General features: G+C 54.7%; 19 protein-coding genes and 1 tRNA gene. 12 read left to right on the forward strand and 8 right to left on the reverse strand.

Going from position 1 to position 24,445, the window contains the following annotated elements; all coding sequences use genetic code 11:
* The first annotated feature begins 8 nt into the window (after positions 1–8).
* Positions 9–1,283: a deoxyguanosinetriphosphate triphosphohydrolase gene (locus tag HWX44_RS05485; RefSeq protein ID WP_175973543.1), complete on the forward strand. Its 1,275-nt coding sequence runs from the start codon at positions 9–11 to the stop codon at positions 1,281–1,283.
* On the opposite strand, the gene HWX44_RS05490 is transcribed toward HWX44_RS05485, so the two are convergent.
* A complete protein-coding gene (locus HWX44_RS05490) occupies positions 1,280–1,513 on the reverse strand; it encodes a barstar family protein (protein WP_046649054.1) in 234 nt (77 codons plus the stop codon). The two genes, HWX44_RS05485 and HWX44_RS05490, sit on opposite strands and share 4 nt — an antisense overlap.
* A 3-nt stretch (positions 1,514–1,516) precedes the next feature.
* A complete protein-coding gene (locus HWX44_RS05495) occupies positions 1,517–2,053 on the reverse strand; it encodes a ribonuclease domain-containing protein (RefSeq protein ID WP_175973545.1) in 537 nt (178 codons plus the stop codon).
* A gap of 157 nt (positions 2,054–2,210) precedes the next feature.
* Here HWX44_RS05495 and dnaG point away from each other — a divergent pair, with 157 nt between their 5' ends.
* A complete protein-coding gene (gene dnaG / locus HWX44_RS05500) occupies positions 2,211–4,139 on the forward strand; it encodes a DNA primase (RefSeq protein ID WP_175973547.1) in 1,929 nt (642 codons plus the stop codon).
* A gap of 36 nt (positions 4,140–4,175) precedes the next feature.
* Here dnaG and HWX44_RS05505 read toward each other — a convergent pair whose 3' ends face one another.
* A complete protein-coding gene (locus HWX44_RS05505) occupies positions 4,176–4,451 on the reverse strand; it encodes a hypothetical protein (protein ID WP_070446667.1) in 276 nt (91 codons plus the stop codon).
* A 194-nt stretch (positions 4,452–4,645) separates the two neighbouring features.
* On the opposite strand from HWX44_RS05505, the gene HWX44_RS05510 reads away from it, so the two are divergent.
* The 3 genes from HWX44_RS05510 to HWX44_RS05520 all read left to right on the forward strand — a co-directional run bounded on the left by HWX44_RS05510 (position 4,646) and on the right by HWX44_RS05520 (position 6,811).
* Positions 4,646–4,783: a hypothetical protein gene (locus HWX44_RS05510; RefSeq protein WP_168162656.1), complete on the forward strand. Its 138-nt coding sequence runs from the start codon at positions 4,646–4,648 to the stop codon at positions 4,781–4,783.
* A 112-nt stretch (positions 4,784–4,895) separates the two neighbouring features.
* Positions 4,896–6,053, forward strand: a complete 1,158-nt coding sequence (gene wecB / locus HWX44_RS05515; protein WP_175973549.1) for a non-hydrolyzing UDP-N-acetylglucosamine 2-epimerase — start codon at positions 4,896–4,898, stop codon at positions 6,051–6,053.
* An 89-nt stretch (positions 6,054–6,142) separates the two neighbouring features.
* Positions 6,143–6,811 (forward strand): DUF1707 SHOCT-like domain-containing protein, encoded by a 669-nt coding sequence (locus HWX44_RS05520; protein WP_175973551.1) that lies wholly within the window; start codon positions 6,143–6,145, stop codon positions 6,809–6,811.
* A gap of 153 nt (positions 6,812–6,964) precedes the next feature.
* Here HWX44_RS05520 and HWX44_RS05525 read toward each other — a convergent pair whose 3' ends face one another.
* From HWX44_RS05525 to HWX44_RS05540, 4 genes are all read right to left on the reverse strand, one after another.
* Positions 6,965–10,966, reverse strand: a complete 4,002-nt coding sequence (locus HWX44_RS05525; RefSeq protein ID WP_175973552.1) for a glycosyltransferase family 4 protein — start codon at positions 10,964–10,966, stop codon at positions 6,965–6,967.
* A gap of 501 nt (positions 10,967–11,467) precedes the next feature.
* Positions 11,468–13,081: a hypothetical protein gene (locus HWX44_RS05530; protein WP_175973554.1), complete on the reverse strand. Its 1,614-nt coding sequence runs from the start codon at positions 13,079–13,081 to the stop codon at positions 11,468–11,470.
* A gap of 10 nt (positions 13,082–13,091) precedes the next feature.
* On the reverse strand, positions 13,092–13,529 hold the full coding sequence (locus HWX44_RS05535; RefSeq protein WP_046647520.1) for a hypothetical protein: 438 nt from the start codon (positions 13,527–13,529) through the stop codon (positions 13,092–13,094).
* 852 nt (positions 13,530–14,381) lie between these two features.
* Positions 14,382–14,454, reverse strand: a tRNA-Asn gene (locus HWX44_RS05540).
* Between the two features lie 197 nt (positions 14,455–14,651).
* On the opposite strand from HWX44_RS05540, the gene HWX44_RS05545 reads away from it, so the two are divergent.
* Entirely contained in the window at positions 14,652–16,052 is a 1,401-nt protein-coding gene (locus HWX44_RS05545; protein ID WP_046647521.1) for a glycosyltransferase, read from the forward strand.
* Here the strand turns inward: HWX44_RS05545 and HWX44_RS05550 are convergent.
* The gene (locus tag HWX44_RS05550; RefSeq protein WP_046647523.1) at positions 16,049–16,948 is read right to left on the reverse strand and encodes a hypothetical protein; all 900 of its coding nucleotides are present in this window, start codon (positions 16,946–16,948) and stop codon (positions 16,049–16,051) included. The genes HWX44_RS05545 and HWX44_RS05550 overlap by 4 nt on opposite strands.
* Positions 16,949–17,137: 189 nt before the next feature.
* On the opposite strand from HWX44_RS05550, the gene wecC reads away from it, so the two are divergent.
* The 6 genes from wecC to HWX44_RS05580 all read left to right on the forward strand — a co-directional run bounded on the left by wecC (position 17,138) and on the right by HWX44_RS05580 (position 24,414).
* A complete protein-coding gene (wecC, locus tag HWX44_RS05555) occupies positions 17,138–18,403 on the forward strand; it encodes a UDP-N-acetyl-D-mannosamine dehydrogenase (RefSeq protein WP_046647524.1) in 1,266 nt (421 codons plus the stop codon).
* Positions 18,404–18,471: 68 nt separating this feature from the next.
* Positions 18,472–19,779, forward strand: a complete 1,308-nt coding sequence (locus tag HWX44_RS05560) for a glycosyltransferase family 4 protein (protein ID WP_046647525.1) — start codon at positions 18,472–18,474, stop codon at positions 19,777–19,779.
* Positions 19,780–19,800: 21 nt separating this feature from the next.
* Positions 19,801–20,385 (forward strand): hypothetical protein, encoded by a 585-nt coding sequence (locus HWX44_RS05565; RefSeq protein WP_046647526.1) that lies wholly within the window; start codon positions 19,801–19,803, stop codon positions 20,383–20,385.
* Entirely contained in the window at positions 20,382–22,472 is a 2,091-nt protein-coding gene (locus HWX44_RS05570; protein WP_175973556.1) for a glycosyltransferase, read from the forward strand. The genes HWX44_RS05565 and HWX44_RS05570 overlap by 4 nt, the downstream gene beginning before the upstream one ends.
* A gap of 78 nt (positions 22,473–22,550) precedes the next feature.
* Positions 22,551–23,483, forward strand: coding sequence for an ABC transporter permease (locus tag HWX44_RS05575; protein ID WP_046647527.1), 933 nt, complete (start codon positions 22,551–22,553; stop codon positions 23,481–23,483).
* Positions 23,467–24,414, forward strand: a complete 948-nt coding sequence (locus HWX44_RS05580) for an ABC transporter ATP-binding protein (protein ID WP_128081838.1) — start codon at positions 23,467–23,469, stop codon at positions 24,412–24,414. The genes HWX44_RS05575 and HWX44_RS05580 overlap by 17 nt, the downstream gene beginning before the upstream one ends.
* The last annotated feature ends 31 nt before the right edge of the window (positions 24,415–24,445 follow it).

The following is a 24,445-nucleotide window of genomic DNA, read 5'->3' on the forward strand; positions in this document are numbered from 1 at the left end:
TAAAACCCGTGAGCTATTCCTATTGCGCAGAAGACGTCGCCCGCCTCGCCTCCGAGTCGCCGAAAGGCTCGGCCCTGCTCAAAACCGAGGAACACCGCGGCGCCTTCTCCCGGGACCGCGCCCGCGTCCTGCACTCCGCGGCGCTGCGCCGCCTAGCGGATAAGACCCAAGTGGTGGGCCCGCGCGATGGCGATACCCCGCGCACGCGGCTGACACACTCCCTGGAGGTCAGTCAGATTGCCCGCAGCATCGGTGCAGGCTTGGGCCTGGACCCGGACTTGTGCGATATGGCGGGCCTGACGCATGACATTGGCCACCCGCCCTACGGCCACAACGGCGAGAACGCGCTTAACGAGGTGGCTCTCGGCGGCTTTGAGGGCAACGCCCAGACCCTGCGCATCCTGACCAAGCTGGAGCCCAAGGTAGTGCTGGATACCCCGGCGGGCCCGCGCAGCTATGGCCTCAACCTCACCCGCGCCTCACTCGATGCCGCCTGCAAGTATCCCTGGACCAAGACCAACCCGGACGGCACGACCAACCGCAAGTACGGCGCCTATGACGAGGACGTGGACATCCTGGGGTGGTTGCGCCAGGGGCATAGCGATAAGCGCAAGTCCATGGAGGCCCAGGTCATGGACTGGTCGGATGACATCGCCTATTCCGTCCACGACGTAGAAGACGGCATCATCTCCCGCCGCATTTCACTCAACGTGCTGTGGGACCTAGTGGAGCTGGCCAACCTTGCGGACAAGGGCGCGAAGGCCTTCGGCGGTACCGCCGACGAGCTCCTCGAAGCCGCCGACCGCCTGCGCCAGCTGGACGTCATCAACGCCATCGGCAACTTCGATTACTCCCTGCGCTCTTATGCCAACTTAAAAAAGATGACCTCGGAGCTTGTCGGCCGCTATGTGGGTGCTACCGTCTCCGCCACGCTGGCGGCTAACGACGGCCCACTTGGCCGCATGCACGGCGACCTCGCCGTCCCGCCGGGCGCGGTGGCGGAGGTGACCCTGCTCAAGACCATCGCCGTGCTCTACGTCATGGATGAGCCCGCCCACCTGGCCCGCCAGGACCGCCAGCGCGAGCGCATCTACCGCGTCTACGACTACCTCGTGGCCGGCGCGCCGGGCTCGCTGGACGCCACCTTCGCCCTGTGGTGGAACCAGGCCGATACCGACCTGGAGCGCGACCGCGCCATCATCGACCAGATCGCCTCCATGACAGAGTCACGCCTGGAGCGCCTGGCCCAGCGCAGCGCCGATCTCTTCGGCTTCTTGAGCTAGCGCACGAGTGCTACACCCTGGTCCTTCAGCACCATGCTGATCGGGGCCAGGTCTTCTTCGACCATGTCGAAATCCGCGGCGATAATCGCCACGATGTGCTGCTCACGCAGGAAGTCTGCCAAAGCATCGAGGTTGCGTGGCGCACCGGACTGGCAGCCGCGCAGGCGCCCAAGCGCGCCATAGAAGTCCTCGCGCGTGCGGATAGGTTCAGTAATCAGGATGCGCTGCATGTCTTAGTCCTCCGCGTCCGGGATGCTGCAGAAGCTGTCGTAGTGGTCATCGGTGTAGTACCAGACATCCGGGTCGGTCTCGCTCCCGCCACCGGTGACAATCCGCTTGGCCCCGCGGTGCCCAATCCCCGGCGTTTCCACCGTGTATTCGCGGTAGTAATTCCTGTCCTGCTGCGGCAGCACGCCCTCATAGTTTCCAAAGCGCACGTTGTCATTATCCGGGTAGTCATAGGGGCCGCCCGCCAGGATATCGCTGGCTGTCTCGTGCGCCTCCTGGGGCAAGGAATCCATGGCACAAGTGGGCAGGTTGGAGCCGCCCTGCTTGGCGACGTCCCCCTCATCCCCACCAGACGCACCAGCGGCAGAGGATGCGCCCGATGCAGCGGACGCATCAGGCGTATCAGATGAGGACGCTGCCTTCTGGTCCGCGCCATCGCTGGAGTCACCGAGGGCGATGCCGAAGTAGCCCGCGACGAGGACGAGAACCGCGCCACCGATGAGAGCCGGCAGCGATTTTTTGGAGGGGGAGGATTGGGCCATGGCCCCCATCATTGCAGGTGCGGGGGTCGAAAAAGAAATCAAGAACGCGCACTTTTCCGATTCCCACATATGGGTTCTTCCAGGATGTGGGACTCGCGGCTCTTGCCCACCCAGCCGTGGGTACCTGTACCTTGCGTGGGCGGGGTAGTCTGTACGCATGGCACGAGGCAGAATTCCGGACAGCGATATCCAAGCTATCCGCGAACGCGCGCCTATTGATGAGATCGTGGGCGAATACGTCCAGCTCAAGCCCGCTGGCTATGACTCTTTGAAGGGCCTGAGCCCCTTCAAGGATGAGAAGACCCCATCCTTCCACGTGCGCCCGCAGCGCGGCTACTACCACTGTTTCTCCACCGGCAAGGGCGGGGATGTCTTCAGCTTCCTCATGGAGATGGAGCAGGTCTCCTTCCCGGAGGCGGTCGAAGCTGTGGCCCAAAAGATTGGCTACCACATCAACTACCAGGGTGGCTCCACCGGTGCGCGCGATGAGAAGCCCGGCACGCGCCGCCGGCTCATCGCCGCCAACAAGGCCGCGCACGAGTTCTACCGCCAGCAGCTGGAAACCCCGCAGGCCGCCGCCGGGCGCGAGTTCCTCCTGGACCGGGGCTTCTCCAAGGAAATCATCTACGAATTTGAGTGCGGTTATGCCCCGGAGGGCTGGGATACCGCCACCAAGCACCTGCTGCGCATGGGCTTTTCCTTTGAGGAGCTGGAAGCCGCCGGCATTTCCAAGATGGGCAAGCGCGGCCCCATCGACCGCTTCCACCGGCGCCTGCTGTGGCCCATCAAGGACCTATCCGGCAACGTCATCGGCTTTGGCGCACGCAAGCTTTACGACGATGACAAGCTGGGCAAGTACATGAACACGCCCGAGACCATGCTCTATCACAAGTCCAAGGTGCTCTTCGGCCTGGATTTGGCCAAGCGCAACATCGCGGAGCAACACCAGGCCGTGGTGGTGGAGGGCTATACGGATGTCATGGCCATGTACGCCGCCGGTGTCAAGACCGCCGTGGCCTCCTGTGGCACCGCCTTCGGCTCAGACCACCTGCAGGTGCTGCGCCGCCTCATGCTGGATGATTCCTACTTCCACGGCGAGCTCATCTACACCTTCGATGGCGATGAGGCCGGCCAGAAGGCCGCCATGCGCGCCTTCGAGGGCGAGCAGAAATTCACCGGCCAGTCCTTCGTTTCCGTGGCCCCCGACGGCATGGATCCCTGCGATCTGCGCCTTGCGCGCGGCGATGCCGCCGTGCGCGACTTGGTGGCGGACCGCATCCCCATGTTTGAGTTCGTCATCCGCTCCGTCATCTCGGAGTTCAGCATCGACTCTGCCGAAGGCCGCCTCCAGGCCCTGCGCCGCGCCGTGCCCGTCGTGGCCCAAATCCGGGATCAACCCCTGCAACGCGAGTACGCCCGCCGCTTGGCCGGCTGGGTGGGCTGGCCCGACCCGGAGGAAGTACTCCACCAAGTACGCCAAGAAGCCCGCAAGCCGAAGAAGGAACAGCGCCCGCGCTTTGCCTCCCTGGAGCAGACCTCCTCGGTGCCCGCGCAGACCAATGCCCCAGTCATGCACATCCCCGGCCCCCGGGAGCCACACCTGTGGCCACAGCGCGAAGCCCTCAAGCTCGCCCTGCAATACCCGCAGGTCGCCGGCAGCTACTTTGACGGCATCACGGAGGACGCCTATTCCAACGAGGCCTACCGCACGATCCGCCGCGCCATCTCCACCCTCGGTGGCGTCACTGCCGGTGCTGAACAACCCGGCGTGGAATGGCTAGCCGCCGTGGCCGGTGAGATGCCGGATCTCATGGCCCGCAACTTCGTTTCTGAGCTGGCCGTGGAACCCATCAAGCTGGGGGAGACCGGCAACCCCGATACCGACCTTGAGGCCTACGCCGATTCCGTGCTCTCCCGCCTCCAGGAGGCCCGCGTGGGCGACCAAGTAGCCCAACTCAAAGCACAGCTTGGCCGCATGCGCCCCTCCGACGACGAAGAGTCCTATAACTCACTCTTCGCCGACCTCGTCGCACTCGAGCAAGCCCGCCGCGAGCTCAACGACCGTGCCTTCCGCGGCGTGCGCTAACCGACGCCCACGCCAATCCGCAGCCACGCGCACGCGCTAATCCTCGTCTGGTTCGTAGATCCGATCCGGCTGCACTCCATCCGCGGCGCCACGCTTGCCGCGGCGCCCCTTGTTGTAATCCTTGAGCTCGCGCATACGCGGCTCCGGATCCAAGCGGTTGGCCACGGCCTTGCGCGCTGAGCGCACCGCGGCCTTGGTGGCGGGGGAGTTCACGGCCTTTTCATAAGCGCCCTTAATTTGGTGGTAGCGCTTGCGCCCAGCCTTGGTTCCAAAGACGTATCCGGCGGCAGCACCCACAACAAATTGGATCATTGGAAACTAGTCATCCCCTTACTTCAAGCCGGCGCGACAGCCGGCGTTTGCGTACAACGTACGGGCAACGTGCAATTCTCACGATCAGCCTACCTGCCCAAGCCCACCGACGTGGGTGGCAGTGCAGCCGTGGGGCGAATAGATATTGTGCGAACTCTTCCCAAAGACCATTCGCTTCGGTTAACTTAAGTTCTGTGGAGAGTTCGAAGCGTACGCACGCGGTCTCGGCAGCCGTGGCGATGTCAGCGCTATTAACAGCCAGCGTGACGGCAGCTGAGCCGCGCGTGGCTGCTTTCGAAGAGCCACGGGAAGTCACCGTGAGCGAGGACTAGTGTTCACAGGACTGACGTTCTTCTCTCCGCTATTCACTGGGCGATGTGCACGCGGCACAAGCACTGTAGACTCTTACGGAGATTCTCTCCCGGTAATAAATGAAGGAAATTTATGTCTAAGCCGAAGATTATGACCGTGTACGGCACCCGCCCCGAGGCGATCAAGGTAGCCCCAGTCATTAAGACATTGGAGAAGGACGATCGCTTCGAATCGGTTGCTGTCTCCACCGGCCAGCATAAAGAAATGCTGGAGCAGGTCAACACCATGTTTGGCATTGAACCGAAGCTGGATCTGCACCTGATGAAGCCGGGCCAAGGTCTCAATGAGATTGTTTCCCGCGCGCTCATGGGGCTGGATGAGATTATCGATGCCGAACAGCCCGACGTCATCATTTCCCAGGGCGATACCTCCACGGCCATGACTGCAGCGCTTGCTGGTTTCCACCGCGGTGTGAAAATCGTGCACCTGGAAGCAGGCCTGCGCACCGGTGACATTCACTCGCCGTTCCCGGAAGAGGCGAACCGTAAGCTGATCGGCCAGGTTGCGGAGCTGCACCTCGCTCCCACGGCAGGCTCAATGGAGAACCTGCGCCGCGAGAACGTGCGCTCCAAGGACATCGCGGTCACCGGCAACACTGTTATCGATGCCCTACTTGAGGCTGCAAGCTGGGACACCGAATTCGAAGACTCGGCCGTCCAGGAAGCCGCGCAGTCGGCCAAGCGTCTTGTCGTGGTCACCACCCACCGCCGCGAAAACCTTGAAGCCATGAAGGAAATTGGTGGGGCCGTCAAGGATTTGGCAGAGGCTTACCCGGACATTAACTTTGTTCTACCCCTGCACCTCAACCCCAAGGTCCGTGAAGCCGTGCTTCCGGAGGTTGAGTCCCTGCCTAACGTCATCATCACGGATCCGCTGCCCTATGACCAGTTCACCAAGCTTCTGGACCGTGCAACCATTATCCTCACCGACTCCGGTGGAGTTCAGGAAGAAGCCCCGGCTCTGGGCAAGCCGGTCTTGGTCATGCGTCAGAATACCGAGCGCCCCGAAGCTGTTGTGGCCGGCACCGTGAAGCTCGTGGGCACCAACCGTAGCCTTATCGTGGCGGAGGCTAAGCTGCTCCTTGATGATGATGCTGCCTACGAGGCCATGGCCAACGCCGTCAACCCCTACGGCGATGGCAAGGCCGCTGAGCGCGCTGTGGCAGCTATCGCTGAGCTCCTTGGAGTAGGGGAGCGCCTGCCCGATTTTGCCCCCGAGATCGAGTCCTAACAAGAATCCAGGAACGAACGAATAAGCGCGGCGAAGTGTTCAGCACTCTTCGCCGCGCTTAAATGCGTGCTTCCACGTAAAATCAAGACATGGAATCACGAGACATCAAATGCACGAACTCTGAGCGCACCACCGCTTCACAGGTGTTGGCGGATGCGATGTCGGTAGGCCAGCTCAGCGTCACTGAATTCGAGGAGCGCTCCAGCCGCTGCGCCGATGCCACGACACGCGGCGAGTTGGTCGACCTTGTTTCCGACCTGATCGAGGCCCCAGAACAAGTCCTGTTCGGCAGCCACCAGGTGGCACGTCAACGGTCGAAGGAAGTCAAGACCGCTAATCAAGGAACCGCCACCGCTGTTGACCAGGCTTTAGCCCAAGTAGAACCATCGGTACACGGCGCCCAGGGGCTTTCCCTCGGCATCTTTGGCGGCAGCACTGTGCGCGGCATTCCCATCGCCGCTCATCACACCACGATGGGAATCTTCGGCGGCACCGATGTAGACCTTCGTGGCGCCTCCCTCAAAGAACACGTCACGACAATTCAAGCAGTCGGGGTATTCGGCGGCGTCGATGTCTGGGTCCCGGAAGGATTCCGCGTTCGTGTCAACGGCGTCGGCCTCTTTGGCGGCCACGACATCAAGGTCGAACGTGGTGCCATCGACCCTGCAGACTTGCCTGCCAGCGCTCCTGAAGTAGTGGTGAACTGCTTCAGCCTTTTCGGTGGGGTAGATGTACACGTGGTGAAGCGGTTGTCATAAGAAAGATGACACCATCCTTACCCCAGTCTCAACGGTCAAGGAGTAAAAGTAATTAGGGGCTTGCATGGAATGGTTGCCTAGTCATCCCAGGCAGAATGATCAGACAACCGCGAATCGTTGGCTAAGATTTTTGGCGACAGGAAAACCTCAACTTCAGTATTCATCTACTAATCGCAACGTTGCTTTATTCTCAGCGCTTACCCTAACATTTCCGGGTACAAACAAATCACCTAGCATTATGGATGGAACATTTTCCGCCGAATCCAGTGGATCGTGTCCAATGCAGAGAAGTCTAACGATAACCTCGGGGGATGCATTAGCCCAGAGCCTGCGCAGAGTATGAACCGGAGCATCCTGCAAGGAGCTAAGGGCGCATACGTACCCTTTTGAGTCAGAAGCCAATGCGGCCTGCAGAACCATAGAATTGAGCTCTGCTGAAGTGGCGACATCCGAATCAGAAACTGGCTTGAGAATTACCCAGTTAACCGGCAGTCCTTGCGTCTTAAGAAAATCATGGGCATACGGTTCCTGACTGCTCGGAAAATACACCGTAATGGAGTCATTTTCGCTATCAAAAAGCGGAACGAATTGACTTTGCGTGTCGAGTTCTTGTGAAGTTTGCGGTTCAGATAAACCATCTAAAACGCTTTCATTGTTTATTAATAGGTCGTACACACCCTTTACCGGAACCCCAGCGCCCCGAAGCACAGAACTAAGTGCGAGATCTAGGCTGGCGGCTTCCATCCAGGGATGAACGCTCTTTACGGAGATAGGGTGAAGTTTCAACAGCTCAGTAATATTGTCTGGGCGAGGGGAACAGACGTTGTCTGCTTTTCGGGCGACATTGATCTCCTCATAATTAATGGCGCTATCATCGCTATGAATGAAAATGGACGGTACACCTGACACACGGCACTTATCAAAAAAGCTGTTGATCGCGATGGATTGTCCGGGCTCTACTGGGGTAAGAGATTCTTTCCAATCGTCTTCTTCAAAAACAGAATCGTGAACGAAGACAGCATCACTGAGGGGGGACACCGGTTTTAGAAGATCTTCAGGTTCAAGGCGTTTAGCGTTGGGATATAGCTCTTGAACGTGGGAAAAGAATGAGGAACTGGAAATCACAAAAATAGAAACGTCAGTACTCGTCGTCTCGAGCTCCCCTAGTTCAGGAATCGATGAACTCGAGCTTGAGGAATCGGTTAGAAACTCAGGCAATTGATTCCAGGAAAGAGAACGAATACCGGATGAATGTGGTTTGCCCGTCGTGATGCATGCGCTGATGTCCTCGATTGGAGCATCGGCGGTTAGAGACGACTCTGTCGCGAGGCGTACATCTGCACGGTAAAAAAGACTTTTAACCGTGTGTGCGATGTAGTTGTTTGTTTGGTCTTGGTCCTTTGCTAGTTCGATATCATCCCAAACTCCAGCATCATTAATAATCCATGCGCATTTCAGACCGAGTTGATCTGCTGCAAGAAGTGCGGGGAGGGCGATCCACCAAGGCCCCATCGCCACGATTGCAGTCAACTTTTGTTGAACTGCATCGAGAACGATCTGTGATTTAGCAAAATGGATCCCACGATCAAAGCGAATCTGGCGGGGAATATGCAGTCGGGACGACAGAGAGATGGCATCGGCGTCAGCTAGTTGTAATGCTGCTTCTCGTGCTTGCTCAGCGGCTGGAAAAGTTGAAACATCGATGAGTGTCTCATACCGAACCAACCCAGATCGTATTGCGGGTTCAGGTGCCGGTCCCGGTTCACGAACCAAAAGGAGCTGTGGTGCTTGCGGGAACTCGGTACCGTTCGCTGTTGTAGGGAGGAAACGATTAAAACGTGACTCATCGAGCGCTAAAAGACCGCGAAAGTACATTTCAACATGTTTTAACGGGGAAGTAGAGTCGCGTGTGATTGGGATATTGTCGTCAAGAATTGCGAGTGCCCCGTCGAAGTCTCGGTGGTGTGCGGCGTTGAAAACTTCGTCAATTACTCGCTGTTCATGCGGTGGCACCGCTATTTCTCTCTCAGAGAAAGAGGTTTTCTCCGAGGCGAGACTAAAGATCAGATTCAACCATTTAGCTCTGACCTCTGGGATGTCATAGCGTTTAACTGATTCCTTAGCCTCCGCGGATGCAAGAGCGTAGGCTTCTGGGGAACGGTTGGTAGAGATGATGAACTCTGCAACTGAATCTGTGTCAGCAAAATTGTAATCCGCACCGATGATTTCTTCCGAGCCTTCTCTATTCCATGCAAGCGGAATAGCTCCTGATGCAGCACCCTCAATTGCGGAGAGGTGAAAGGTCTCGCGGTAGGAAGGCGACAGCATCCACCCAATCTTTTGCATCCAGTTACCGATATCCGGCGAAAACGGCTCGAAAATGATTCGAGAGAAAATGTCAGGATTGTTAGCGATAGAGGCATAGAACGCCCGGTAGGAGTCTTGGTGAGCTGCCTTTTTCCACTCCCACGCATAATCCCAAGGGATGTGTCCTTTAATGTGTAAGACGTATCGGCTATCGCTTGAAAGGAGTTTAGTTAACAGCGAAATTGCGCGATCTGGACGCTTAAGAATTGGAACGATACCGATTAAACCAATGTGGAACCGAGCTTCGCTGAACTTGGTCCTGTCCAAATCGGCGAAGTTTACTGAATTAGAAATCACATGGAGTTTTTCTTTCGGCCATCCTTTCATGTCGATGGCCTTTTGCATGTAGAAATTTGAAGCGAAGACGATCTTGTCGCAGTTCTCCAATACTAACTCGTCGATCCAAGGCTGTAAGAGTTCATAGCCGTGGAGATGTACGATCAGCTTTTGATGCGGAAGCAAATTTTGTGAGTACCAAATCGCATTGTATGACGCGAATTCTGCAATTACGACGTCCGCCCAAGGAAGTAGTTCGCGGCTCTTTTCTGGCTGGGGTTTGGCGTTAGCTTCAAACAAATCGACACGAAGGTCGATATCGGCGCGCTGGATAAGTGAATCGACTAAATCGCCTGCAAACTTGAAGTCAGCTCCTGCCAACAAAACCTTCGTTGGTTGTTCTTTGCGGGGAACACGAGTGTAGTCCGCAATGTCATTTTTGAAGACTTCGCGCCAAGGTGCGGAGTCAAAATCGGGCTTATTTGATTTTGTAGGGGATGACGGAGCGTACAAATCGGAAAGCTTCGGCTCAGGAGATTTAGGCCACCATTGCGTCAATCCCATCGTCTTTGAAAGCTGCGCGAAATAACTAGATGCAGGATTATTCAATCCTGATGGCGTCAGCAACAAAGTGGAGTCCCCGACAAAATCGCAGGAAACTGCAGGTTCGGCACATAGCTGGAGACCGGGGTAGTCTATCAGACCCGTGGTCCTTAGGGTCTCCTGTAATTCAGGAGACCTAGGATCATTAACACTTGCCAGTGTGACGCGGGGCGGTTGCTTTAGAGGCATCGCTTCGTAAGCGATTGAGCGGAAGTCAATCGAGGATAGAGCGTCTAAACCAACAACAGTGTCAAAAATGATGCCAGCAGGGGCGGTAGGTGGGTTATCTAGTGGATCATGGAGTTCGAGGCCGAGATGAAACGCTGGGATAAGACGGGTCTTAGATGTGGCCTTCGGAGTCATCGACTCAATTTTGCTCCGTCGGTTTGAGCTTCCAGTGAGGAGGAGCTTGGAGCCTGTAGCTATTACCTCAATATGTTGGAGTTCTTTGGGGGACAGGGTTGAGTCTAAGTAAGGGAAATCGTCGCAAATTGTCCAAAGCTTTGTCTGCAGAGATTTTCCCCCTGCAACGTATCTGCCGAGCCACAGGCCCTGAACAAGAACAAAATCATAGTCGTCGGTATTTGCCAGAGCAACGACCTGTCGAGCTCGATAGCGTGGGGCAACACCGTGCCTATCCATGGAATCGGCGTCTACATGGAGATGTGCGGGAATAACGCTCTCGCAGAGCGGGGCGATGCTCTCTTCAAAATCCCCAAGTTCAGGGTTCCTAGAAAGAAAGTCGATGCTTACTCCGCCGGAGTGAAAGAAAGAAAGAAGGCCCTTCGCCCAAGCCCGATTGAGAACATTAGAAGTATCTAGATCTAATGCGACCAAAGCGCGCAGGTTTTGTGTAGTCATTATTTCATCCCGTATCGATCGGCTACCAACTTCAAAAGAAAATCCCATACTTCAGATTGTGGGGCGCCTTCTTCCAGATCTTCTGCCGGAATATTCGAGAAATCTACCGTGCAAGTTGACCGTATATAAGCGCTATCAAATTTAGGTCCACTAGATGGGGTCGGTACAAAATAGACAGCTCGGCCAGTACCACGAGCTATTCGGCCAGCTTCGAAGAGCTCAGACGCGAGATGGCTTTGCCCACCAGAGTCAGTCCCAATCCAAGGGCCACGATGGAACGCAGATTCATCGATCACGAGTCGACTAAATTTTTGGTCGACGATTTGCTCCTTGATTAGCCCAGGTACAGCTAGAACGACGTTATTGTTTCGTGGCCAGGTGCTGAGCGTTTCTTGTGTTCCGAGTAACAAAGTAGAGTCAGGCTCGCTCGGGAACATCGCGGCCCCAAGAAAACTCGCAGCGGAAAGACCAAATTGGTTTGGCTTTACTTGGGGGGTGGATGCTCTGCCTAAGGACTCTAGAAGGGCTGCTAAATTCTTGTTCGGTTGATTAGCCATTTAAATCGCTCGCAAGGTCGGGAAACTTTTGCTCGACTAAATCCCATAGCACTACTCGGGCATTGAGCGCATCTCCTACCGGTGACTTAACCGTCACCGGCTTAGACGCCAAAATTGAATTTGGTTCAACGAACCCCCAGCTCTTGGCAGAGGATCCAGCGTAGTCGCTCCATTTAGAGGGAAGAAAAGGGTTAACACTATGATGAGCTCCGGTTTTCGCGTCGTTGACGATTAAGTAGTCGAGTTTTTCAGTTGTTGCCAAAAACTTTAGGTAGGGCAGCGACGCGTTGAATGAGACTTGGTCTTCAATTCCCTCCGCACCAACACCTTCGTACGCGCGGCGGACATAGCTTTCGTGTTGTTTTCTCGACATATTTCTTGGACGTTGGTTGCCAGGGCCCGTCGGAATGAAGTTCGTAAACACATGAAGGTGTACGCGCTCCCGAAGCTTCGCGGGAAGCGTTCGTATTGCCGAAGTCACTTCGGTGATGCTTCGACTGGAATAGAACTCACCAAAGTAGCCAAGGTTCAGCTTAGCTTCGTCGACTTCGTAACCCGAGTCCTCACGAAGGTAATATGTGCGCGGTAGCGTTGGATGATTCGAAACGACTGCTCTTTCTACGACTCTATCTCGCAGGGTTTCACATGAAATCCGGCTGACCATCTCCTTCATCTGGTTCGAATTTGTGAACATAATTTCGTCCGCGAAGGCGTACACCAAGTGTTCCGCGAGGGAGAAGATAGAGAACTCCAAGCAACTAAGTTCGGGGTACTCCTGTTCTAGCTCTTGGATGAACTTGTCTGACAAGTCGTCCTTCGGAACCTTTCCACCGCGTGGCAATCCCTCGACGTCAAGGGACATGGGATCTGAGAACTCTGCGATCCAATGAAGCTCTGGGTGATTCTCTTTGAATAGCTTGGCTGCAAACATGCTGGGGGCCCACATTGCCCGCGAGTACAGTACATCGTACGACGCGCCAGCGGAAACTTTTTTCTCTGCGTAGTCGCATGCCTTAATCGCGAAAGTTTTAAACGGTTCCCATGATGCCCATGAGGGAGCGATAGGGAGAAAATGCTTTGATGCTATGTACGGTTCAGCAATGCACTCAACGGAGAGATCCTGTTTTTTTCGATGCAGAAAGGAGCAGGAAACAACATCAAAGGTTATCTCAAAGTTGCGTATGCGCTTTGAAGCGACTGTTGCTCCGGTATCTTGAAATGGTGAAAAATTATAGAGAAAGGCTATTCCTTTAGCCTCAGGGATGACTTCACGCCAAGGGATGCCCCGGTTAGGTTTTGCTTGAAGGATATCGGAAAGAGTTTTGCGCTTTTCGGGGGAATGGGAAACATCGGCGATTGCACGTTTAATAATATTTTTCTTGGCCTGTTGGACGAGGCGCTTGTTTTTTAGGCTTGTTGCAGAAGCAAACGACTGATTGAGGCGATCGACAATTTCACCGACATTCCCGTAGGTAATCCCGCCTTTGTAAATTGGAGCTGAGAATGCCCCCTCAGTGCTTTGCGCGGTGTTATTCAGCTGGGATTGGATAAAAACCGAAGTCGGTTGGGGTAGGAGGGCGTCACTGTAGTTCAAGGATTCTTGCATAGGGAGTGCTTTAGTGGGAGAGCTCTTTACGGGTTGTTTCATTCAGAAGGCGGGCCAGCCGTGCTTCGCGGTGAACTGCTATTGCGTGTTGGGCGAGCTCCTGAAGCTCAGCCTTCGTTTCAGTTGTGACTTGGTCTTGTCGCGTTTGCGCAGATTCGAGAGTGTTGATTAATGATTGAGTTGATTCCAGTGCACATTCAATTTGTTGCAAGTGCTGTGCCTGGGTAGTGGCGCTAACCGGAAGCTCATGGGAAATGAGTGTGCGCGTGGCTGAAAGCTGTCGACGCATACGCAGATGTCCGATGACGGGCACTAACGCCAGGGCGATAGCGATGAAGCCAATACCAGTTTCCAGATGCTGAGCAAAAGCGAGGATGGCTCCCGCAAGTGCACAGATGAAGTGCGCTATAAGAGCCGTGAGATATGTCAGCTTGCCGTTTGATTGCATAATGTCTCAGCTTTCCTAACTGGATTCAATGGAAACAGGGATCAAATAATCCGCGCTACTGTTGTCAAATATCAGCTTGCCTTCGGCAGAGGCGCAGAGCTGATTGGCTTCGAAATCAGTCGAGTTCCCAGTGAAAAACGCGTAATAATGTTATGCCGCATGTTATCACGTCACATATAGAAGAGCAGCCGGGGTCTGGCTTCAAAATGGGTGTCCAAAGCCCGTAGGCTGCATGTTCTTTGCAGGGAAGGGAAGGATAGTATTGTGCCGTAGCTTCAGCAATCCTATATCGCCTTAGGTTCGGAGTACTGGGCATCAACAGCCGACCGGTAGAAATGGGGATCAATTCTGATGCCAATCGCGTCGAAGGCGCCCCCCCCGACGCCACGCGGAGCGGGTCCTAGAAAATGCCGGAGTAGTTGTGTGGGCACAGATGTACCCCCTAGTGTCTCGCTATGGAACGCGGTCAGTATGTTTCGGGCAAAGGTAACTAGCCAAAGCCGAATTCATTTAAAGAGGTCAGGACCGAGTTGTCTAAGAGCCATGCAGGCTAGTCTTTTGTGACAGTGCTATCCCAACCGAATGGACTTGACAGGCCTGATCTTTGACGTGTCCGTTTTCGAGTGGCGGCAGGCCAATGCCTATTTTCCATAGGGATTGAAAGGGGGCACTAAATAGAAAAGAGAGCCCAAACGGCAGGGAGACCGGCGAAAAAACGATCCTAGGCACACACGAAATGTCCCTTATAACCTTAACCCAAATCTAGCCCCAGCGACACGCCGAGCCAGACACACATTTTGACCCTTAACCCTTTTAAAGCAAAAAGCCGCCTGGTGACAGGCGGCTTATTTGCTCCTCCAACTGGGCTCGAACCAGTGACCCTTCGATTAACAGTCGAATGCTCTGCCAACTGAGCTATGGAGGATTATGCGTATGCTGCCGGGCAAGTGGCCTTGCCCTGTGCAACGAGATGTAACTATATAAGGTCTTCTCCAGATATCACAAATCGCCTGCACATCGCCCTTTTTATATGCGCTTAGTGTGGCACCTTTCAGTCCTGTCTTCAAGCAAAGCTAGACTGTCATTAAGTAACACCGGTAGGGAAGAGGTAGAGGTTTCTTCATGTTCGTTGGACACACTCGCTTTAGTCTCTTCGTTCCGGATTCGGCGTCGTGGCGTGCGAGCAACGAGCAGACCGGGTTCTCGGAAGACGAGTACCGCGACTACCTCTACGACGATGCACGCCTGTCGTTGCGCACGGACATTTTCCTCAATCACACCGTGCCAACACTTGCGAAGGCCGCCGAAGGCTTCGATGTGAAGCACGTTGTTTCCTTCTCTCAGTCCTTGCCGCAGAAGTTCAAGGAGCAGCTGCAGGAGGCAGCGGACAAGTTTGATGTCTTGCACCTCGATGAGCTTCCTGATGGTGATAGTGGATGGACTGCAGTGCGCCGCTACGTCCAAAAAATTGGGTTTAAGGGCACTTTCGGTCGCTACCGCCTAGACGACGATGACGTCTTGTCCGCCCACTACTTCCAAACCACTGCGTCCTATATAAAGCCGGAGTTTGAAGGCATGCTCGCCAGCATGCCGCTCGGCATTGAGGCGGTTTACGCGGGTGGTCAGTTTTTCCACCTGCGTGAAGCCCACACACCTATGAACTCTATGGGACTGATGTCCATCTGCTCCGTGAAGGACGACGGAACCGTTGTGGAGCCTCAGAGTGGGCCGCACGACAAGTCAGATCGCTATGCGCCCGTGATTCTGGACGCTTCCCAGGTGGGCTACTTACGCGCGATCCATGCGGGGCAGGACAACGCGATGCGCCATGAACCAGGCGTGGTCATGGCACGCCTCATGGAGAACATGGCGGCGTTCCCACCATTTACGGATGTCGCTGCTCTTGAGGCAGCCTTTCCCACGGTGGCCAAGCAGATGCAGAGTACAAGCACGCCGCTGAGCATTGATGACACCGTTGGCAGTGGTCAGCACTATCTGCTTCAGCCCGCCAGCGGGGATGTCAGCTTTGTCATCCACGGAGAATCAGAGTGGGAACTTGATAATGAGCTCCTTGTGAGCCTGTGGATCGAGGATTCCCGTGGGCGACGCGTCCCCTCCTATAAGACAGTCGAGGGGTTTGCTGCCTCCAATAACCCCAGCATCGGACATTTCGCGTACGTTCCCACGGAGAGCGGAACCTTTCGGACCCTGGTGAGCCTTCATTTGGAGCACGGCTACGTCCTTCGCGGCTATCGTATTCTGGCGCAGAGTGAGCGCGCCAAGGAGGTTTGGGTCGCAAAGATCGTCATGCAGCAGCGAGGCGGGAAAGCACGCTTCGTAAGCACTGAGGATTGGGAATCAGCTCGTAGCCAAGGCGTGCTTGGCTTGGTTGATCAGGCCATCGACAGCGTTTATCAGAATCGGACGAGCATCGTGGCGAACGTCCGCAGCGTTCTTGGGGAAGACCGTGCTAATAAAATCATCGCGCGCTTGGACCAGCTGAACAAGAAGCTACGCAACTAAGGGCGGCCCAAGTCTGAGCTGGCAAACATTTCGTCCTCGAAGAGTCGCTCCCAATCGCCAGCTAGTGAAGCTGCGTAGCCGAGAATTCCGGTGAGAAGCATTTGTGGGGCAGGGGCATGGCCTTCGCCCCAATCACCGAGGAGGAGCCTCCACTGCTGCGGGCGCTCGGCTACTGCCTGGGACCATGGAAGGTAATGCTGGGTGTAGTGCAGCTCATCATCCTCGTTTTGAAGGTAAGCCACGTAATTGTTGAAACCCTTGCCGTATTCAGTAACCAAGTCAAAGGTCATGGTGGTTTCGGAAAGTTTTTGGCTGCTCCAGCACTTCTTGCGATACGCCTTTACCTGTGGTTCAAGGTAGCGCCCGATATGGGTTTGAGGGTTTGACACTACGGCTAATGAACCGGGGAAGCGGCGCGAGAAATACAGCGCGGCAAAGCCGCCGGCTGATGCGCCGAAGAAGATTGCCTTCTTGCCCAGCTCCCCGACAGGTGCATCAGGATGGAAGCTGGCGAAGATATGCGATAGGCACGAAGTAAGGTCCTCCTGAAATGGGCGTGACTCATCGCCTGTGAACCACCCAATACTTGCGCCCCGATCAAGCGAGGGATCGGAGATATACACCAAGTTGGCATCAATGCCTTCGACCATCTGCTTCCCAATGAAGACTGGGAGAGAGGTCTTCGCTGGGTCGATGGCCGCGTGAAAAAGCACGATAGTAACATCGGCGCCGCGATCCTCAACGAGCACATCCATTAATGCAGCGCCGTAGCGAATCGAAATCGCCTCGGCTTCCTCGGAAGAGCTGGCGGGCACGGTGGAGCTGAGAAACTCCTCGACAGAGTCGAAAAAAGTCGTTGAAGCGCCGTAACGCGCGTAGTTTCTCGTCAGAGCCATAGTCCGTCAGCTTATCGTGCCGAGGCACCATGAGGCATTTTGCAGGCAGCGGGCATAGCCCCATCCATGGAAACTAAGCGGAGGGAAGACAAAACCTGTCATCGATTTTTCTATTAGCGAGGCTCCCGCGTTTGTCTAACGTCTCCCCGTGCTACCGTTGACTGAGCACAATAGCGAGAAAGGTAAAGAATGACGCCTCAGGAAAATGCTGCCAATAGCTTTGACAAAGTTTGCGTTGTAGGCCTCGGATACATCGGTCTGCCTACGGCAGCTTTTATCGCCTCAAAGGGTGTCAAAGTCGTCGGTATTGACGTCAATGAGCGTTTCGTCAAGCTTATTAATGAAGGCAAAGTGCCGTTCTTTGAGCCGGGGTTCGAAGAACTTCTGGCCAAGGTGGTGGAGGAAGGAAACCTCGTCGCACAAGCTGAGCAGGTTGAAGCTGACGCTTACATTGTTTGCGTGCCAACACCTTTCCAGGACAATCACAAGGTAGATACCAAGTACATTCGTGCTGCTTCTGAGGCGCTTGCGCCGCACCTTCGTCCTGGCGCGCTTGTCGTTCTGGAGTCGACCTCCCCTCCGGGCACTACTGAGGATATGGCGAAGCACCTCATTGAGCTGCGACCGGATCTGTCGCTTAACGATGAAGATGACAACGCCATCTTCGTAGCTCACTGCCCAGAGCGAGTTCTTCCGGGCCAGATCATGGAAGAAATGGAAAACAATGACCGTGTTATCGGTGGTTTGACGCCCAAGGGCACCGAGCTTGCTCGTGATCTGTACGCAACTTTCTGTACAGCAGAACTTCTTATGACCAACGCCACGACCGCAGAGATGGCAAAGCTTACGGAGAACTCCTTCCGTGACGTCAACATTGCGTTCGCTAATGAGCTATCCCTGATCTGCGACCGTCTGGGGATTGATGTCTGGGAGCTCATTGAGCTAGCGAACCACCACCCGCGTGTGAACATCCTGCAGCCGGGGCCAGGCGTTGGCGGACACTGCATCGCGGTTGACCCGTGGTTCATTGTGTCGGCGGCACCAGAGGAAGCAAAGCTCATTAAGCTGGCACGTGATGTCAACGATGGCAAGCCGGAATGGGTTATTGAGCAAGTAGTCACGGCTCTAGAAGGTAAAGAGAAGCCAGTTGTGGCGGCTCTTGGTATTGCTTTTAAGAACGACATAGATGATCTGCGTGAATCGCCTTCCTTGGAAATCGTGAAGCGCCTCGGTGTGGATAACCCAGAGCTCGATATCCGGGTCGTTGAGCCGAATGTCGATGAGCTTCCCGCTGTTCTTTCGAACATTTCTAACCTGACAAAGCAGGACACGAAGGAAGCTATTGAGGCTGCTGACGTAGTTCTCCTCCTCGTTAACCACAAGGAGTTCGTTAACCTCGATCAGTCTGTGCTGGAGGGCAAGACTGTTATTGATACCAAGGGTATTTGGCGTTAAAGAAACATCTTGTGCGGTCCAACTGTAGGTCCGCGCAGGATGTCGACACTTAGGAAGAACGGCGTAGGATGCGGATTCTAGTCCTCTCCCAGTATTGGGCCCCAGAGAACGGCGTGCCGCAACGCCGATGGTCGTGGCTGACAAAGATCCTCGTCGAGGCTGGGCATGAGGTGGCTGTGATTGCGCCACCACCTCACTACCAACGTCAAATCCGTTTGAAGCAGTGGCTGTCTAAAGACGCCATCCTTGGCTGCCGCCGAGCTGAGCTAGGAAACTCGGGTGAGAGGATCTTCCGCTCAGGGTTTTTCCCTGCTGGTTCTACGTTAACTCGCCGAATACTAAACCAAGCCTCAGTCGCAACTTCGATGCTGGCAATGCAAGTGACACATCGGAAGCCAATTCAGGAGATTTCTCCTGATCTGGTTATCGGCACCGTTCCTGCTCTTCCAACATCGGTGGTCACCATGCTGGTCGCACGGCATCTTGGAGCTCCCTACATCGTGGATCTTCGCGACGCATGGCCGGAGCTTCTGCGTGAGAAAGACGACTGGAACTCCGGAACGGGCAGACGCTCGATTCGCGAGGTGATCTTGAGCAAAGGCCCTTTCCAGGTTTTGACGGCTCTTACTGAGAAGGCCATGATGCGCGCGTTAACCCATGCCAATGGAATCATCACGACCTCCAAGGACCTAGCAACGCATTTGGGTGCCACATTGCCTTCGAAGCGGGACGGTCGTGGGCGCGTTATCCGCACCGTCCGTAATGTGTTTCCGCCAAAAACCAAGTATGTCGCTGCGGATATGAGCAGAATACAGCGGGATGAGCTGCATGTCCTCTACGCCGGCACGGTGGGGCGCGCACAACGCATCGATAATGCAGTCAGAGCAGTAAAAATTGCTCAGGATCGCGGTTATACGGTGCGATTACGCATCGTTGGTGACGGCGCTGCGTGGCTTGCTGTTAGGGACTTGATTCAAAAAACTGGGGCTGACGCCACCATCGAGCATCGCTATCCTGCAGAGGGACTAGAAGAGTTTTATGACTGGGCAGATACAGCCCTGGTCCATCTCACTTCATGGGAGCCTCTAACACGCACGGTGCCTTCAAAGACCTATGAGTTGATGTCGGTTGGCCTCCACATTAGTGGTGTAGTGCAAGGAGAAGCAGCCGCATTGGTTGAGAAACTTGAGGCCGGGCATGTTGTGGAACCTGATGATCCAGAAGCTCTGGCAAACATGTGGATAAGCCTCATGGAGGACCGCTCGAAGCTTCACGTATCCGCGCGTGGACGTGAATGGGTTGCCAAACAACGCGATGAAGCCGTTCCGCACGTCATTCGGGAGATCGTAACGAGCGTTGTTTCGGAAAAGAACTAGCTGGGCAAGGACAACGTGCCGATGAGAATTGGATCGCTTGATGATTACAAGCCCGCTGATACCGATTATGCAGTGCTCCTGTGCTCCTCAGAGCAGCTCCATCCCTTACCCGCTAGCCATGGGACGGTGGTGTTTTGCTTCAGCGAGGAGGAACTGGATAACGCGGTTAATATGCCGGTGGTGCTTGCCGACGTTCCCGCTGCCCAAGCAACTCCTATTCTTGCTCGGCTCATCGGGGATAGGGGAGTAGTCGAATACTGGGCGCCACGCTCAGCGGCTTACAACCTCCGTGGCCTAGTTGATAGCGATGACGTAGTGAGCGAAGAGCTAGGCGTCTCGGGATTGCATATTTCCGAAAGGTGGATTCATCTCAGAGTGGAGGAATCAGTTGGTACGTCCCGGCCCTCCGATGATTTTCTTCGGGGACTTTCCGCGCCTCTTTCGCTGTCCAATCTCGCCCCGCGCGACCAGGGACCAGCCCCCGATGCCCCGACGCTCCGAGCACTAGTGATTTCACGCGTGGCAACCTTGGCTAAGCCAGTCAAGCAATTCCTACCAAGTTCTGTGGTGGTGTCGCTGTACAAAATTTTGGAGAAGATCCGATGAGTACCAATCTCCCAGGAATCAGCGTCATCATTCCTTCCTATGCGAATGATTCAACCAACACTGCAGGCTCGGGCCTGACTGCGGCGCTCACTTCGCTTTCGAATCAAACCTTAAGCACCGATCTCTTCGAGGTCTTAGTCGTCTTCAACGGGCCAGCAGCACTAGATATAGAACTGGATCTGGCAGATCAGTTCCCGCAGCTCAACCTACGGGTACTACGGACCAAAGCCCCCGGCGCTGGCCGCGCCCGCAACCTTGGTATTGCAAGTGCTGGTCGCCGTTTCGTTACCTTTCTCGATGACGATGACGCCCTTCAACCTCGATTCCTTGAGACGGGGTTAGAGCATGCCCGCAATGGCGCTTGTGTGCTTCTGCCGATCCTCGATAAGGGACATGATGGTTCCCTTCAAGAGAATTCGCTCAACGCGCGTATATCAACACTTCGCGGAACCACCGTTCCAGTGGCGAGAGCGCCGTGGGCGCTGGGCTTTAACGCCTGCAAGGTATTCCCCACGGATCTGGCCCAACGCTATCGCTATGAGGAATCGCTGCGATCGGGTGAGGACGTCGCCTACTTTGCGCACTTGCTCGAAGAATCAGGACTCGTGTTCAACGTTCCAGCAGAACCAAGTAGCTCATCGTATTTGAGAACCATCCGACATGATTCTGTGTCGCGCCAAGCCGAGAGCTTTGATTTCAACGTAACGCAGCGCCTCGAATGCATTGCACAGCTCCGAGAAATCCGTGAGGTTGACTCTAAGCAGCAGGCCCTTCAGAAGCTTGAGGACGCCCAATTCGGATTCCTCGAGACTTACCTACGCGCCCATCCCACAGATGTTCAGCGGGCCATCGACACTGCCGTAGATATTGGTGTTTCTGGTTTGCCTTGGGGCGGTTTGCGTTCCGAAAAAGCGAATCGACTAGTGTTCTCCTACTGTTTCCCACCCTTTGCAGACACGTCGGCCAACGTGACAGCAAAAGTGATTCGGAATGATGCGAAGCTTGTTGACGTCTTTTATGCAAGTATGGGGCGCGTGCGCGGTCGCGATGATTCGACAAAGCTCATCGTCGATCCTTACCTTGTTCATGCTGAAGAGCTCGATGTCGTCGCTTCTTTTGCACACTGGGGTGCTATCTGTTCTTATGCGCGACAAGCTGCGAAGAAAGCCGCCAAACGTGCGAAGGCCTACGGTCCCTATAACTCGATGTATTCGCGCGCTCTTTGGTCTGGTTCTCATGTGGCTGCGGCTCTTTTTAAAGACAACCACCCTGAGACACGATGGGAGGCGGAGTTCTCTGATCCACTCTGCCTTGGCGTAGACGGAAAGCCTCGGCTAGGAAAGCTCACTAGAGGATTGACTACTCACAAGCTTAAGACGATGGTCACGCGGTCCGATTGGCCGAATATCTCGTATACCACTCACTTTGAGCTGACTGAATTAGTAACACTGCTGTACGCCGACGAAGTCGTCTTCACTAATTCCAATCAGCAACAGGTCATGCTAGAGCATTATCCCACCAGCCTCGAAGAGTTCGTGCGCGCTAAGTCGACGATTCGGCACCACGCAGAGCCGACAAAAGAGATGTATCAGCTCGTGGAGGCGGACTATGCCCTCGATGCGAATCGCATCAATATCGGTTATTTTGGCAACTTCTACGCCAACCGCGGAATCGGTGACGTTCTAACCGCGCTCCAAGACCATCCGGTGCGGAATCAGTTCCGGCTTCACATCTTTACCGCGGCGCCCGAAAAGCTGCGTCGTCAACTGTGGAATCATCCCGCAGCGGAATGCCTTTGCATAAACGGGTATATGCCGTACCTCGAATTCCTTAACGTTTCCACTCGTTTCGACGCTCTCGTTGTTAATGACACCAACACGGAGGGGACAGCGTTGAGTCTTAACCCATTCCTTCCCTCGAAGTACGCTGACTACGTCGGTAGTGGGGCAGCCGTGTGGGGAGTCATTGTAGAGGGCTCACCTCTGTCAATGCTTCCACTTGACTTCACTTCGCAGGCGGGTGACGTTGAACAAGCCCGCGGTGTTCTCGACGAACTTCTTAGACAGACTGAGTACAATTCCCTGTAGCAATTCTCAGCGTCCTCAGCGAAGCTCGTGACTTATATGGACGTTCGAACACAATAGATCTGGAAGGGCTGATTCATATTGGCACGCCACAAATGGCGCGGTTCCAAGACTTCACAGCGGGGAGTCGAAGAACTCAATGCCCAGGTAGCGCGACATGAAGGTCGCGTACAGATAGTCAACCCTGAAGGTCTCCATCCGCTGGCTACTCGCCCGACCCTTGGAGAGTACATTTCGCAGTTGGCAGCCCGTCGGCATTTTATCGCTGCAGATGCACGCGCCAAGGCGCTGCGCACAACACGGGATTATCGTCTTTGGCAATTGTGGCTGGTGCTCAACCCACTATTCGATGTCGCACTCTATGGTTTTCTCTTCGGACTTCTCCTCAAGACCTCTCGTGGTATCGAGAACTTTATCGGTTTTCTTTTTATCGGGATTATCTTCATGTCTATGATGACGGGGCTCATGAACTCTGGCATCAGTCTCATGCAGTCCTCGCGCTCGATGATTCGGGCATTTCAGTTTCCAAGGGCATCAATTCCTTTCTCGACCGCATTGCGTTCACTAATAGATAACGTATTGCCAGCGTGTGTGGCGCTCATAGCGGCTTTTCTTTTTCAGTGGGGAACGTGGCCATCGTGGACTATTGTTTTTGTGATACCGCTATTCCTCTTAATCCATGTTTTTGGCTGCGGATTAATGATGATCACTGCTCGTCTCACTGCACAGGTCCCAGAGGCTAAGACCATTTTGGGACTTCTGACTCGTGGCTTGTTTTTCTTGTCGGGCGTGATGTTTTCTGTTGATAGGTTTGCTGAGCACTCGGTTGTTCACCAGGTAATGACAGCTAATCCATGCTATATATTCCTCACTGCGATCCGAGACAGTACAATTTATCGAACTGCGCCAAGCATAGAAACTTGGGGACAACTCTTGGCATGGAGCGTGGGTGCATTTGCAATTGGCTTCATTTTCTTCTGGAGAGCGGAGGACAAGTATGTTCGACTCGTCTAAGTTGCCGGCGGAGCCCGGCGAGTATCTTTATGCGAAGCGGAAAAAAGAAGCACAAATGCGTGAAGAGTCAACGGCTCCTGCTGTGGAGGAATCGGAACCTGACATCAATTATGTAGAACGGGCCAACGTTGTAGTGGACAATGTGTCCAAGAGATACGTGATAAGTCAGGGGCGTTCTTCAGATGCCAGCATGACGCGGGCAGGCCGTGGGAAAACCGTTGTGGACGCTATAGTCGACGCTTCCCTGATCGCCTTGCCGGGGGAGTCGATCGGAATTATCGGACTCAACGGTTCCGGAAAATCAACTTTGCTTAGTATGATTTCCGGAGGACTCGCTCCTACCTCTGGTCGAATTCTCACACGCTCGCAACCTACACTCATGGGAGTCTCACCTGCACTTCAACCCGACCTTTCGGGAGAACACAACATCTATTTAGGTTGCCTCGCGCTGGGGATGAGTCCTAATGATGCGAAAGACCAAATTGGAGAGATTGCGGAGTGGACTGAATTGGGTGACGCGATCAAAAGACCGATGAAGACCTATTCATCAGGAATGTCTGCTCGCTTGTCATTTGCGATTTCTACTGCGGTGCGTCCTGAAATCCTAATGATTGATGAAGCGCTTTCGACAGGTGATGCTGCCTTTGGAGCTAAGGCGACGGCGCGAATGGAGGAGCTTTTGGAGAGAGCAGGAAATCTATTTCTGGTTTCGCACGCGCTTGGTGAAATTGAGCGAAACTGCAGGCGGGCTATTTGGATTTCAAAGGGGCATATCATTGCCGATGGTCCAACGGATACTGTAGCTACTCAGTACCGAGAGTGGGCAAAGCTCATGGGCAGGGAGAATAAGGAACCTGCGCACGATTTCCTCAGCGATATTAAACAAGACTTCAAAAAGCCACTCGTCTTACTCGAAAAGTCAGTGCGATGATGATTGTCAGCGCGGAAGACATAGAGTTCCT

The organism is Corynebacterium sp. Marseille-Q2823 (assembly GCF_903645345.1).
Lineage (GTDB): Bacteria > Actinomycetota > Actinomycetes > Mycobacteriales > Mycobacteriaceae > Corynebacterium > Corynebacterium hiratae.